The 12,410-nt window shown below is 68.3% G+C and carries 14 protein-coding genes; 1 reads left to right on the top strand and 13 read right to left on the bottom strand.

Features of this window, described 5'->3' with window-relative positions:
- Positions 1-8: 8 nt before the first annotated feature.
- The 6 genes from U5798_RS16665 to U5798_RS16690 form a co-directional block, all read right to left on the bottom strand.
- A complete protein-coding gene (locus tag U5798_RS16665) occupies positions 9-971 on the bottom strand; it encodes an ABC transporter permease subunit (RefSeq protein ID WP_322082725.1) in 963 nt (320 codons plus the stop codon).
- Entirely contained in the window at positions 971-1,768 is a 798-nt protein-coding gene (locus U5798_RS16670; protein ID WP_322082680.1) for an ABC transporter ATP-binding protein, read from the bottom strand. Before U5798_RS16670 ends, U5798_RS16665 begins: the two co-directional genes overlap by 1 nt.
- Positions 1,769-1,810: 42 nt before the next feature.
- Positions 1,811-2,827 carry a taurine ABC transporter substrate-binding protein gene (gene tauA / locus U5798_RS16675; protein WP_322082681.1) on the bottom strand — a complete coding sequence of 339 codons (1,017 nt, stop codon included), beginning with the start codon at positions 2,825-2,827 and terminating at the stop codon, positions 1,811-1,813.
- A 251-nt stretch (positions 2,828-3,078) separates the two neighbouring features.
- Positions 3,079-4,071, bottom strand: coding sequence for a lipoyl synthase (gene lipA / locus U5798_RS16680; protein ID WP_124452210.1), 993 nt, complete (start codon positions 4,069-4,071; stop codon positions 3,079-3,081).
- Positions 4,064-4,819: a lipoyl(octanoyl) transferase LipB gene (gene lipB, locus U5798_RS16685; protein ID WP_322082682.1), complete on the bottom strand. Its 756-nt coding sequence runs from the start codon at positions 4,817-4,819 to the stop codon at positions 4,064-4,066. The genes lipA and lipB overlap by 8 nt, the downstream gene beginning before the upstream one ends.
- Positions 4,820-4,902: 83 nt before the next feature.
- A complete protein-coding gene (locus U5798_RS16690; protein WP_124452213.1) occupies positions 4,903-5,229 on the bottom strand; it encodes a DUF2917 domain-containing protein in 327 nt (108 codons plus the stop codon).
- A 102-nt stretch (positions 5,230-5,331) separates the two neighbouring features.
- Between U5798_RS16690 and U5798_RS16695 the strand changes: the two genes are divergently transcribed.
- Positions 5,332-6,321, top strand: a complete 990-nt coding sequence (locus U5798_RS16695) for a transcriptional regulator GcvA (RefSeq protein WP_124452215.1) — start codon at positions 5,332-5,334, stop codon at positions 6,319-6,321.
- A 25-nt stretch (positions 6,322-6,346) separates the two neighbouring features.
- Here U5798_RS16695 and U5798_RS16700 read toward each other — a convergent pair whose 3' ends face one another.
- The 7 genes from U5798_RS16700 to U5798_RS16730 form a co-directional block, all read right to left on the bottom strand.
- Positions 6,347-6,655, bottom strand: coding sequence for a YbeD family protein (locus tag U5798_RS16700; protein WP_011353335.1), 309 nt, complete (start codon positions 6,653-6,655; stop codon positions 6,347-6,349).
- Entirely contained in the window at positions 6,655-7,581 is a 927-nt protein-coding gene (locus tag U5798_RS16705; RefSeq protein ID WP_124452216.1) for a D-amino acid aminotransferase, read from the bottom strand. The genes U5798_RS16700 and U5798_RS16705 overlap by 1 nt, the downstream gene beginning before the upstream one ends.
- Positions 7,582-7,629: 48 nt before the next feature.
- Positions 7,630-8,943, bottom strand: a complete 1,314-nt coding sequence (locus U5798_RS16710) for a D-alanyl-D-alanine carboxypeptidase family protein (RefSeq protein ID WP_124452218.1) — start codon at positions 8,941-8,943, stop codon at positions 7,630-7,632.
- Between the two features lie 497 nt (positions 8,944-9,440).
- A complete protein-coding gene (locus tag U5798_RS16715) occupies positions 9,441-10,085 on the bottom strand; it encodes an alpha/beta hydrolase (protein ID WP_124452220.1) in 645 nt (214 codons plus the stop codon).
- Between the two features lie 13 nt (positions 10,086-10,098).
- Complete coding sequence (locus U5798_RS16720; RefSeq protein WP_045567109.1) at positions 10,099-10,416, bottom strand: (2Fe-2S) ferredoxin domain-containing protein; 318 nt, start codon at positions 10,414-10,416, stop codon at positions 10,099-10,101.
- A gap of 147 nt (positions 10,417-10,563) precedes the next feature.
- Positions 10,564-11,715 carry a VanZ family protein gene (locus U5798_RS16725; RefSeq protein ID WP_322082683.1) on the bottom strand — a complete coding sequence of 384 codons (1,152 nt, stop codon included), beginning with the start codon at positions 11,713-11,715 and terminating at the stop codon, positions 10,564-10,566.
- Between the two features lie 19 nt (positions 11,716-11,734).
- On the bottom strand, positions 11,735-12,358 hold the full coding sequence (locus U5798_RS16730) for an ABC-type transport auxiliary lipoprotein family protein (RefSeq protein ID WP_124452224.1): 624 nt from the start codon (positions 12,356-12,358) through the stop codon (positions 11,735-11,737).
- Positions 12,359-12,410 lie beyond the last annotated feature (52 nt).

A 12,410-nucleotide genomic window follows, 5' to 3' on the forward strand; every position in this document is an offset into this window, starting at 1 on the left:
GCGCTGCGTCACCCCCGCCCCTTCCACGGCACCACCCGCCGCTCGACCCACCGCATCGCCAGATCGAACAGCCACGCGATCGCGCCGATGATCAGGATGCCCATCACGACGATATCGGTGCGCAGGAAGCTCGATGCGTTGAGCACCATCTGCCCGAGCCCGGCCGTCGCGGCGACCATCTCGGCCGCGACGAGCGTCGTCCAGCCGAACCCGATCGCGATCCGCAGCCCCGTGAGGATCTCCGGCAGCGCGGCCGGCAGCACCACGTGACGCACGATCTGCGCGAAACTGCCGCCGAGCGAATACGCGGCGTTGATCTGCTCGACCGTCGCCGCGCGCACGCCGGCGCGCGCGGCCATCGCGATCGGCGCGAAGCACGCGAGGAAGATCACGACGAGCTTCGCCGTTTCGTCGATGCCGAACCAGATCACGACGAGCGGCAGGTAAGCGAGCGGCGGCAGCGGCCGGTAGAACTCCAGCAGCGGATCGAGCACGCCGCGCGCGATGCGGCTCACACCCATCAGGATGCCGACCGGCACGCCGATCGCGGTCGCGAGCGCGAACGCGCCGAACACGCGCGCGGCGCTCCACAACAGATGTTCGGACAGCGGCAGGCCGCCCTGGATACGGCCGTGCCACGCGTCGACGAAGGCCGCCCACACCGCTTCCGGCGCGGGCAGGAACAGCGGCGGCAGCCACTGGAAATGCGTCGCGACCCACCACAGCACGGCCAGCACCGCGACCGTCGCCGCGCTCAGCCCTGCGGTCTTCCCTTGTCCCGGCAGCCGGTAACGGCGCGACGACGGCGTGCGACCCAACGCCGCCTGAGGCTGCGTGCGATCGCCCGGTTCGACACCTGCGTCCGTGCGATCGGCCGTCCACGAATCCTGCGTGCTCATGCTGTCCTGCCTGTGCAAAGTACTGTTCCGGCCGCGCCCGACGGACGCACCGTGCCGCGCGAGTTCGCCCATCACGCAGGCTCCGCGACCGCCTCGTCGCGATGCAGATACGCGATCAGCCGCTCGCGCCACGCGATGAAATCCGGCGACGACTTCACCGCGCGCGCATCGCGCGATTCGACATAGCGCCGCGCGAACGGCAGCTCGAAGGTTTCCGCGATGCGTCCGGGGCCCGGCGTCATCACGACGAGACGCGTCGCAAGGAACAGCGCCTCCTCGACATCGTGCGTGATGAAGAACACCGTCTTGCCGGTACGCGCCCACACGTCGAGCACGAGCGCTTGCATCGTGCCGCGCGTCATCGCGTCGAGTGCGCCCATCGGCTCGTCCATCAGCAGCACGCGCGGATCGCTCGCAAGTGCACGCGCGATGCCGACGCGCTGCTGCATCCCGCCCGACAGCTCGTACACGCGCGCCTGCGCGTGGCGCTCCAGACCGACGAGTGCGAGCATCTCTCTCGCGCGCGCTTCACGCTCGGCCTTCGACACGCGCGCGAAACGCAGCCCGAGCGCGACGTTGTCGAGCACGTCGAGCCACGGCAGCAGCGCGTATTTCTGGAACACGACACCGCGATCGGCGCCGGGGCCCGTGACCGGCACGCCGTCGACGCGCACGTCGCCGGTCGTCGGCGCGACGAAGCCGGCCATGCAGTTCAGCAGCGTGGTCTTGCCGCACCCGGATGCGCCGAGCGCGACGACGAACTCGCCGGCATCGATGCGCAGGTCGACGCGCGCGAGCGCCTGCGTCGTCGGCCTGCCGCGCTCGCCCGGATAGGCGACCGACACCTGACGGACTTCCAGTGTGCTCATGATCGGGGCTCCGCGATGAGTGAGTGGGCTGAATCGCCGCGCTCAGCGCGCGGCCTTCTGCACGAACTGCGGATCGACGCCGGCCGAATAGTCGGCGAGCACCGTCTGGATCGTGCCTTGCGATTTGAGGAACGTGGCCGTGGCCGCGAGCGACTTCGCGGCGCCCGATTGCGCGCCGCCGCCGAGCCACGTCGGCGATGCCTGTTCGGCCGCCGTCGGGAATGCGTAGAGCGCGAGGCTGGCCGGCACGTCCTGCGCGTTCGCGCCGGACACCTTCGCGACCGCCGCGACCTGCGGCGAACCGACCTTCCACGCCGCCGCATGCGCGCGGTAGTCGGCGTCTGCTGCCGCGAGCACCTTCACGAAACGCGTGACGAACTCGGGGTTCTCGCGCGCGAACTTGCGGCTCACGACGAAGCCGTCGAAAGTCGCCTTGCCACTTTCTTTCGCAACCTGGCCCGACGTCGTCAGCACGGTGCCCGATTGCTTGACCTTCGCGAGCACGGGATCCCAGATATAGGTCGCGTCGATGTCGCCGCGCGTCCATGCGGCCGCGACTTCGGGCGGACGCAGGTTGACGATCTTCACGTCGTTCGGATTGACGCCTGCGGCCTGCAGCGCGACGAGCGTGTGAAAGTGCGACGTCGACACGAACGGCACGCCGATCTTCTTGCCCTTCAGCGCCGCGATGCTGGTCACGCCCGAACCGTTGCGCGCGACGAGCGCCTCGGCGTCGTTGATGTTGTCGAGCACCCAGAACAGCGAGATGTCGAGCCCCTGCGACAGGCCGGCCGCGATCGGGCTCGACCCGGCTTCGCCGAGCTGCACGGAGCCCGACGCGAGCGCGCGGATCACGTCGGCGCCGCTGTCGAGCTTGCGGAACGTGACCTTGTAGCCGGTCGCCTTTTCGACTTCACCGCTCGCCTGCGCGTAGCGCCACGGCACGACCATGTCCTGGTACGCGATCACGACTTCGCGCGATTCGGCGTGCACCGCGCCGAGCGCGGCAAAGGCGGTCAGCGCGACGACGGCGCGGCGGATGAAGCTGAAACGGGACATGCGGCTCTCCTTCGGAATGCGGGCATTGCTGCGGGAGAGCCGACTTTACGAGCTTTGCGCGCGGCGGGAGCGAACTTATCCTGCGAAGCTATCGATGCCGTTTCAGCTTTGCTTTTCATGCTCGACTGGATTGCGCGTCCGGTCGGCTGGCGATTGCCGTGCGGCGGCGCGGATGGCCGCCGCACCAACGAAAAAGCCCGCATCGCTGCGGGCTTTTCCAGGTTCGTCCGAAGACGACGAAGCGAGGACGCTCAGACCACCCCGGCCCCATGCGCCTGCAGATCGGCGTGATAGCTCGACCGCACCATCGCGCCGACGGCCGCGTGCGTGAAGCCCATCTTGTACGCCTCTTCCTCGTACATCTTGAACGTATCCGGATGCACGTAAGCACGCACCGGCAGGTGGTGTTCGGACGGCTGCAGGTACTGGCCGATCGTCAGCATGTCGACGTCGTGCGCGCGCAGGTCGCGCATCACCTGCAGGATTTCCTCTTCGGTCTCGCCGAGGCCGACCATCAGGCCCGACTTCGTCGCGACGTCCGGATGCTGCGCCTTGAAGTCCTTCAAGAGCTTCAGCGAATGCGCGTAGTCCGAACCCGGACGCGCTTCCTTGTACAGGCGCGGCACCGTTTCGAGGTTGTGGTTCATCACGTCGGGCGGCGCGGCGTTCAGGATCGAGATCGCGCGGTCGAGACGGCCGCGGAAGTCCGGCGTGAGAATCTCGATGCGCGTTTCCGGCGACTGCTCGCGCACTTCGCGGATGCACTCGACGAAGTGAGCGGCGCCACCGTCGCGCAGGTCGTCGCGGTCGACGCTCGTGATCACCACGTACTTGAGCTTGAGCGCGGCGATCGTGCGTGCGAGGTTTTTCGGTTCGTCCGCGTCGAGCGGATCGGGACGGCCGTGGCCGACGTCGCAGAACGGGCAGCGGCGCGTGCACTTGTCGCCCATGATCATGAACGTCGCGGTGCCCTTGCCGAAGCATTCGCCGATGTTCGGGCAGCTCGCTTCCTCGCACACCGTATGCAGGTTGTGCTCGCGCAGGATCGTCTTGATCTCGTTGAAGCGCGAGCTGCCGGTGGCCGCCTTCACGCGGATCCACTCGGGCTTCTTCAGCTTCTCGATCGGAATGACCTTGATCGGGATGCGCGCCGTCTTCGCCTGCGCCTTCTGCTTGGCGGTCGGATCGTACGCAGCGGGGGCGGCCGAATCGGCCGGTGCGGGAGAAGCGGTAACGTCAGTCATTCGATTGTTCCAGTGCCTGCGGCTTGTCGGCGGCCGCGGATGCGCCGTCGAGGTTGGCGATCAGACGGCGCACCAGCGTGTGGGCGACGTCGTTCCAGTCGGCGGCAACCTCGAGGCTCGCCATGTCGACAGTTTCCAGTCCGGCATAGCCGCACGGGTTGATCGCAAGAAACGGGCGCAGATCCATCTTCACGTTCAGGCTCAGCCCGTGATAGCTGCAGCCGTTGCGGATCTTCAGGCCGAGGGCCGCGATTTTCGCGCCCTCGTGCACGCCGGACGCCACGTAGATCCCGGGCGCGCCCGCCTTGCGGACCGAAGCGAGATTATACGCCGCGAGGGTTTCGATCACGGCCTCCTCGATCTTCGTCACGAGCGTGCGCACCATCAGCTTGCGCCGGCGCAGGTCCAGCAGCAGGTAGACGACGATCTGGCCGGGGCCGTGGTAGGTGATTTGTCCGCCGCGGTCGACCTTCACGAGCGGCACGCCGCTGTCGGCCACCAGCAGGTGGGCCGGGTCGCCGGCCTGGCCGAGCGTGTAGACGGGCGGATGTTCGACCACCCAGATCTCGTCGCCGGTGTCGGCCGTGCGCGTGTCGGTGAACGCGCGCATCGCGTCGAAGCTCGTCTCGTAGGCCTCGAGGCCCCGCCAGCGCACGGTGACCGGCTGGGCCGGCTGATCCGGGGCTCCGGCGGGTGATGCGGAAACGGCGACAGGCGTGGACACGATGGAAACCGGCGAAACGGACATGGGCGGTAGTTTACCGAAAACCCATGGGTCTCGCCGGGCCAGGAAAGGGACGGATTGTCAGTATCCGTCGGACGAAACGAAGGTCAGACCGTGCGCCAGCCGTCGTGCAGAAGTGCGCTCACGCGTTCGCGCAGCCGTGCCAGCCCGCCGAGCGCGACTTCCTTGGGCGGCCGCGACACCGAGAACGCGACGCGCGCGCCCTCGCGCCCTTCCGCGCTGAGCCACAGCCGCTCGCCACGGCGCAGCTTCAGCGTCTCGCCATCGACCAGGAAGTAGTCGTCGACGTCGTCGCTGCGCGTGGCCCACACCGGCCCGCATTGAACGATCAGCCGCGTGCTGCGTTGCACCTTCATCGGCACGGTTTCGCCCACGGGGATTTCGAACGTGATGCTTGAGGAAATTTCTTGCATGATCGACTCCGCCAAAAAGTGCTTCGATGGCTACAATCGTAGTCACTCCAAGGCGTCTGACAAAACGACCAATTTTCACGTCGATGTGAGGAAAATTAGCAAATGGACCTCCGACAGCTACCCGCGCTGAACGCCGTTCGTGCGTTCGAAGCCGCTGCCCGTCACGAGAATTTCTCGCGCGCCGCCGACGAGCTGTTCGTCACGCACGGCGCGGTCAGCCACCAGGTGCGCGCGCTCGAGGAAGAGCTGGGCGTGCAGTTGTTCACGCGCAACGGCAAGCGGCTGTGCCTGACCGATGCCGGCATGCGCTACGCGCAGCAGATCCGCACCGCGCTGATGGTGATCGCCGATGCGACGCGCGACGTGCGCGCCAGCGACCGCGACCGGCGGCTCGTGGTGTCGATGCTGTCGTCGTTCGCCGCGCGCTTCATCACGCCGCGCATCGGCACGTTCATCGAGCGGCATCCGGAGATCGACGTCGAGCTGCAGTCGACCAATTCGCTCACCGATTTCGCGCGCGACGACGTCGATCTCGCGATCCGCTTCGGCGGAGGCACCTATCCGGGCCTGCATGTCGAGCCGCTGTTCGAGGAGGTGTTCTTTCCGGCGTGCGCGCCGACGCTGAACGGCGGCAAGCTGCCGCAGACGCCCGCCGATCTCGTGCACTACAACCTGCTGCGCTCGGACGACGAGCTGTGGCGGCCGTGGTTCGACGCGGCCGGGCTCGACACGCTGACCGAACCGAAACGGGGGATCCTGTACCAGGATTCGTCGAACCTGCTGCTGGCCGCGATCGACGGCCAGGGCATCGCGCTGGTGCGCCGCTCGCTCGCGGTGCACGATCTGCTCGACGGGCGCATCGTGCGCCTGTTCGACATCGACGGGCAGAGCCCGTGGCACTACTTTTTCGTGTGTCCGCCGCCGGTTTTGAACACGCCGCGCGTGCAGGCGTTCAGGACCTGGCTGCTCGAGCAGGTCGTGGAATACAAGCGGATGTGCGAAGAACTGGACGCGCGGCGCGCGGCGGGGAAATGCCCCGCCGAGTGTGCGCTGGAAGGAGGATGGAAAGGGATCAGCGGCCGTTCGCGCTGATCCCCGGGGCCGCCGGGGCGGCCGCTCAGAGCACGACCTTGACCATCGGATGGCCGGTCAGTGCGCGGTAGATATTGTCGAGCTGTTCCTGGCTCGTTGCCCGCACGGTGATCGTGAGGCCCGTGTAATTGCCGCCGCTCGATGCACGCTCCTCGATCTTCTCGACATCGATCTCGTTGTCGTGAACGGCCACGACCTTGAAGATCGTGTCCTTGAATTCGGGGTGCGCCTTGCCCATGATCTTGATCGGGAAATCGCACGGAAACTCCAGCAGCGACTCCTTCCGGGTATCGATCGCGCCGGTCACCTCGATGGTTTTGGTCGGTTCGCTCATCATTTTCTCCGGGTTAGGTCAAACTGTTCAAACTCGCGTGCCTTCGCACGCTGGTACGCGTCATACAGCGCCGCGAACACGGGGCCCGGCTTGCCGCCCTGGACGGGCAGGTCGTCGAGCGACGTGACAGGCAGCACTTCCTTCGTGGCCGACGTGATCATGATCTCGTCGGCCGCGCGCAACTCCACTTCGCTGATCTCGCGCGCGACGAACGGGATCTTGCATTCGTCGGCCAGCTGCTCGACCAGCGCGTAGCGGATCCCTTCGAGGATCTTGTTGCTGCGCGGCGGCGCGAACAGCTCGCCGTTCTTCACGATCCATACGTTCGACGACGAGCCTTCGGTCAGGTAGCCGTCGCGCAACTGCAGCGTCTCGAACGCATCGCGTTCGGCCGCATGCTGCGCCATCAGCACGTTGCCGAGCAGCGAGATCGACTTGATGTCGCAATGCAGCCAGCGGCGATCCTCGGCCGTCACGCAGCGCACGCCCTTCGCGCGCTCTTCTGCCGACGGCAGGCGCAGCGGGCTCGTCATCGCGAACACCGTCGGCACCGCGTTCGCGGGGAACGCGTGGCCGCGCTTCGCGACGCCGCGCGTCACCTGCAGGTAGACGAGCGCGTTGCCGTCGCCGAGGCCTTCGGCATTCGCCGCGACCACACGCTCGATCAGCGCGCGCCAGCCGGCCGCGTCGTGCGGATTGTCGATGCCGATCTTCTTCAGGCTGCGCGCGAGCCGCTCCAGGTGCTGCTCGATCCGGAACGGCACGTGCGCGCCGTCATGCGCATAGACGGGGACGACTTCATACACGCCATCGCCGAAGATGAACCCGCGGTCGAGCACCGGCACACGGGCTTCGGACAGCGGCACCAGTTCCTCCTGCGCCGAGACGCTGAGGTAGACGATCGGTTCGAATTCGGCTTGGCTCATGGCAATGACAGATGGGGATGAAGTCGTGAAAACAAAGGCCCGTCGTGCTTACTTCTTCTTGCTGAACATCAGCAGGATCGAGTCCCAGATACGCCCGAAGATACCCGCTTCCGGCACGGCCTGCAGCGCGACGACCGGGAATTCCGACAGCGTCTTGCCGTCGGCGACGATCTTCACGGTGCCGACCTGCTGGCCTTCCGCGAGCGGCGCGATCAGCGGCGCGTTCACAACGACTTCGGTCTTGACCTTGTCGCCGAGGCCGCGCGGCACGGTCGCCCACTGGTCGCCCTTCACGCCGACCTGCACGGTGTTTTCCTTGCCCTTGTAGAGGCGCGGCGTCGAGATCGCCTGGCCGCCCTTGAACAGGCGCACCGAATCGAACGCGCTGTAGCCGTAGTTCAGCATCTTCATGCTGTCCTGCGTGCGCTCGCCTTCCTTCTGCTCGCCCATCATCACCGACACCAGTCGGCGCTGGCCGTCGACACCCGGGATCGCGCGCTTCGCCGATGCGATCAGGCAGTAGCCGGCCGCCTGCGTATGGCCGGTCTTCAGGCCGTCGACCGTCGGGTCGAGCCACAGCAGGCGGTTGCGGTTGCCCTGGCGGATGTTGTTGTACTTGAATTCCTTCTCCGAGAAGATGCTGTAGTACTGCGGAAAATCGCGGATCAGGTGGGCCGACAGCTTCGCGAGGTCGCCGGCCGTCGTGTAGTGGTTCGGGTCGGGCATGCCGTTCACGTCGGCGAAGTGCGTGCCCTTCATGTCGAGGCGCTGCGCCTCGGCGTTCATCAGCGTGACGAACTGCCCTTCGCTGCCGCCGACGAGCTCGGCCAGCGCGATCGCGGCATCGTTGCCCGACTGGATGATCATCCCGTACACGAGGTCGTGCACGGACACCGGCTTGTTCGCCTCGATGAACATGCGCGACTCGTCGCGGCCGACGCGGCGCACCGCTTCGCTCGGCGTGACGATCTGCTCCATGGAGATTTTCTTCTTGTCGAGCGCCTCGAACACGAGGTATGCGGTCATCAGCTTCGTCAGCGACGCAGGCTCGACGCGTTCATCCGCATTGCCCGACGCGAGCACCGTGTTGCTGGTCGCGTCGACGAGCACCCACGAGCGTGCGTTCACGCCCGGCGGCGGCACCGCGCCCGGCATGTAGGTCGCGGGCGCGCCGGTGAACTGCTCGGCGGCGGCCGGCGCCGCATGCGCGGCCTTTGCCTTGGCGGCCGGCTTCGCCTCGGCGACGACGATCGTCGACGCGAGCGCGACAGGCAGCATCACGCCGAGCGCGACGTTGCGCGCGGCGGTGCCGAAGGCGATGGAGGAAGCGAGGGACTTGAGGCCTTGGGAAGACAGACGCATGATCGATTCAGGCTGATGGCAGAAAGTGCGGTGCGAAACGCGCAGGGTTGAACGGCAAGGCGGCGGGCGTTCCGGGCACGCGCCCGACAACGTCGGGCGGCGCGAAACGCGCCGGTTGGACTCGTGCGGAGGCGTTCGGTTCGCGGCCGTCGCGAGCGGGCGGACAGGCGGCGAAACGAGCGCCGCATGGGCCCAGCCGGGCCGCGGGCGACGCGGAATGCGGCCATTATACGTGGCCGCGCAGGGCGTTTTCGCGAACCTGGCGCCGCACGGCCGCGCAGCGGCTTCGGGAGGATAGCGCGAGCAGGTTGCGGGCAAGCGCGCTCGAAGCCGCGCGAAAGGCATGCGCAGGCCGTGTGCAAGTCGGGTTGCGCCGTCGTGCGGCAAGCGACGCGCCGCGCGGTGCGGCGCGATGTCGCGCGAGGTTTCGGGAAGCGGCACGCATCATCCGGCCGGGTGCCGGTGCGTGCGACGGGACGCCGGCGCTTGCCCGCGGGCTAGCGCCACGCGTCGACGATGATGCGCTTCAGCACGTGCAGCTTGCGGTGGAGGAAATGCTCGGCGCCGGGGATCACGACCACCGGCAGTTCCTGCGGCCGCGCCCAGTCGTACACCGACGCGATCGGCACCGTGTCGTCGGTTTCGCCGTGGATCACGAGCGTGTTCTCGGGCACGTCGGCCACCTGCCAGCGGCTCGCGGCCGTACCGACGAACACCATCCGCTCGATCGACTCGCCCGCGTCGCGCAGCCGCTTGGCGACGTGCGACAGCACGAAGGTGCCGAACGAGAAGCCCGCGAGCACGAGCGGCAGGTCCGCGTACGCGGGCTGCGCGCGCATGTGCGCGAGCACCGCCACGAGGTCGTCGGCTTCGCCGGTGCCGTTGTCGTGCACGCCTTCGGTCGCACCGACGCCACGGAAGTTCGACCGGTAGACGACATAGTTCAATTGCACGAGCGTGCGCGCGAGCGTCTGCGCGACCTTGTTGTCCATCGTGCCGCCGAACAGCGGATGCGGATGCGCGACGAGCGCGATGCCGCGCGGCGCGGCGCCATCCTCGCGCACGGCGTCAGGCAGGTCGACCGCGATTTCGATCTGCCCGACCGGGCCCGCGATCAGCGATTTCTGCGTATGTACGTTCATTCGACCGGCCCGCTCAGATCTTCAGGCGGTCGACGACCTTGCCGTCGCGCAGGTGCGATTCGACGATCTCGTCGATGTCGGCCCGGTCGACGTACGTGTACCACGTGCCTTCCGGATACACGACCATCACGGGCCCTTCCTCGCAGCGGTCGAGGCAGCCGGCCTTGTTGATGCGGACCTTGCCGGGCCCCGCGAGGCCGAGTTCCTTCACGCGCTTTTTCGCGTATTCCTGCATGGTCTGCGCGTCGCATTGCGCGCAGCTCGGGCGTTCGGCGCCCGGTTCGCGCTGGTTCAGGCAGAAGAAGACGTGGTGCTGGTAGTAGGAATCCATGATGATGGCGAGCGGCCCGGCGCGAGGCCGTGCGGAAAGAGGAGCGATTGCCGTTGCGCGCGGCAACGGAGGATGCCGAAGATTATAGCGACCGGCGCGCGCGGCTGCCCGCGATACGGCCGCCGCCGCACGGCCCGGACCGCCGCGTCAGCGGCGCAGCGCGGCCGGCAGCCACGCGCGCTCGACGCGCTGGCCGAGCCAGATCAGCGCCGCGTAGGGCCAGATCCACGCGAGCCAGCGCGCGATGCTGTTGAAGTGCACGTAACGCCCCTGCCGCCAGCCCGACAGCGTGAAGTCGAAGAACGGATTGACCGGCAGCAGGTTCACGAGCGCCACGCCGGCCAGCAGCGCGAGTGCCGCGAGCGTTGCACGCCACGTCTCCGGCACGCGCAGCGCGACGAGCGCCGCGGCGAAGCCGAGCTCGATGCCGAGCCGCGCGCCGGGCGTCGCCCATACGACGACGAGGCCGGTGGCCGACTGCATGAACGTCGCGGCCGCCTTCAGCGCGAGCGTCGCCACGACGAGCGCGATCAGCAGCCGGATGCGCGGCGCGCGCGGCCGCATCGCGAGCGACGCGATCGCCAGCGCGGCGAACAGCATCAGCCCGCCGAGCGTCGCCTCCCACGCGGAATCGGACAGCCAGCCGTCGACGCGCTCGGGCCATTCGCTGACCTGCCACGCGGCCGGCAGCCACGCGAGCAGCGCGCCCTGCATCGACGCGTCGGCGCGTTCCCACAGCGCGGCCGGCCAGTCGCCGATGCCGAACAGGAACGGCGACGGAAACAGGATCGCGAACGGCCACAGCGCGGCGAGCAGCAGCGGCGTCGCGCCGTCGGCCTCGAACCACGCGAAGCGCAGCCGGCGCAGCGCGCCGCGGTCGAGCAGCGCACCCGTGGCCGGCGCGACGAGCGCCGCCCCCAGCAGCGCGCCGAGCGCGTTGGCGCCGAGATCGAGATTCGACGCGATACGCGTCGGCAGGTAGGTCTGCAGCGCTTCCATCGAGCCCGACAGCAGCACGCCGAGCCCGCCCGCGATCAGCGTCGCGGTCACGCCGCGCCAGCGCGGGTGCAGCGCGAGCACGCCGAGCGCGCCGAACGGCAGGTAGCCGAGCACGTTCGTGACCACGTCGAACGCGGTCACATAGCGCTGCATCGGCGCGAACAGGTAGTCGAACGGCCCGATGCCGAGCGACACCCAGCCTTCGAACGGATACAGCGACGCGTAGACGACCAGCGCCGCGTAAGCGGCGAAGGCCTGCCGCGCGAGCGGCGATGCGCGATGCGTGCCGGTCGCGCTCATCGCGGCTGCGCGGCGCGCGTCACGGGGTGCCCGCGTACGCCTGCATGCCGGCCCACGCGGCGATCTGCGACACGAGCTCGTCGCTCGCGGCTGCGAGCGCGCGGGCGCCGCCGGCCGCGTCCGGCGTGCTCGACGGCGCGCGCGCGACGAACGTGCGCTGGCCGAGCACCTTGCCGTCGAGCGTCAACGTCGCGCGTGCGGTGACGGCGCCGTGGCTCTGCGACTGCCCGTCGAACACCTGCTCGAATTCGTTCAGGTCGACCTTGAGGGTCGGCGCGCGCACGCCGTCGGACCCTTCGAGCACCGCGCCGCGCGACGACAGCGCGCCGCGCAGCCGCTGCGTGAGCAGTTGCGCGGGCGGCGCGGTCCAGCGGCTGTCGCGATAGACGGCCACGTGCTGCACATCCGCGTACGCGAGGCGGTACGCGAACTTGTCCGAATCGAGCGCATCGGGCGCGGCGACGTCGAGCACCTTCAGCGCGGGGCCGGAACCGGCCGTCACCACCGACGATGCGGGCCCGAGGTCGTAGCGGACATTCGACAGCACCGCGCTGTTGTCGGCGCAGCCGGCCGCCAGCGCGAGCGTCAGCACGGCAAGCGCGGCCGCGGCGGGACGCAGCGCGCGGTCAAGGATTCGTGGCATGGCGTGTTCCTGCATGATGTTTCCGGTTTCGATGGGCGTCATGTCCGGCCTT

Source organism: Burkholderia sp. BCC1972, assembly GCF_905339605.1.
Taxonomy (GTDB): Bacteria; Pseudomonadota; Gammaproteobacteria; order Burkholderiales; family Burkholderiaceae; genus Burkholderia.

Bases quoted from the DNA above. Each gene is read 5' to 3' on its own strand.
- U5798_RS16665 (WP_322082725.1), bottom strand. From the start codon at position 971: ATGGGCGAACTCGCGCGGCACGGTGCGTCCGTCGGGCGCGGCCGGAAC.
- U5798_RS16670 (WP_322082680.1), bottom strand. From the start codon at position 1,768: ATGAGCACACTGGAAGTCCGTCAGGTGTCGGTCGCCTATCCGGGCGAG.
- tauA (WP_322082681.1), bottom strand. From the start codon at position 2,827: ATGTCCCGTTTCAGCTTCATCCGCCGCGCCGTCGTCGCGCTGACCGCC.
- lipA (WP_124452210.1), bottom strand. From the start codon at position 4,071: ATGACTGACGTTACCGCTTCTCCCGCACCGGCCGATTCGGCCGCCCCC.
- lipB (WP_322082682.1), bottom strand. From the start codon at position 4,819: ATGTCCGTTTCGCCGGTTTCCATCGTGTCCACGCCTGTCGCCGTTTCC.
- U5798_RS16690 (WP_124452213.1), bottom strand. From the start codon at position 5,229: ATGCAAGAAATTTCCTCAAGCATCACGTTCGAAATCCCCGTGGGCGAA.
- U5798_RS16695 (WP_124452215.1), top strand. From the start codon at position 5,332: ATGGACCTCCGACAGCTACCCGCGCTGAACGCCGTTCGTGCGTTCGAA.
- U5798_RS16700 (WP_011353335.1), bottom strand. From the start codon at position 6,655: ATGAGCGAACCGACCAAAACCATCGAGGTGACCGGCGCGATCGATACC.
- U5798_RS16705 (WP_124452216.1), bottom strand. From the start codon at position 7,581: ATGAGCCAAGCCGAATTCGAACCGATCGTCTACCTCAGCGTCTCGGCG.
- U5798_RS16710 (WP_124452218.1), bottom strand. From the start codon at position 8,943: ATGCGTCTGTCTTCCCAAGGCCTCAAGTCCCTCGCTTCCTCCATCGCC.
- U5798_RS16715 (WP_124452220.1), bottom strand. From the start codon at position 10,085: ATGAACGTACATACGCAGAAATCGCTGATCGCGGGCCCGGTCGGGCAG.
- U5798_RS16720 (WP_045567109.1), bottom strand. From the start codon at position 10,416: ATGGATTCCTACTACCAGCACCACGTCTTCTTCTGCCTGAACCAGCGC.
- U5798_RS16725 (WP_322082683.1), bottom strand. From the start codon at position 11,715: ATGAGCGCGACCGGCACGCATCGCGCATCGCCGCTCGCGCGGCAGGCC.
- U5798_RS16730 (WP_124452224.1), bottom strand. From the start codon at position 12,358: ATGCCACGAATCCTTGACCGCGCGCTGCGTCCCGCCGCGGCCGCGCTT.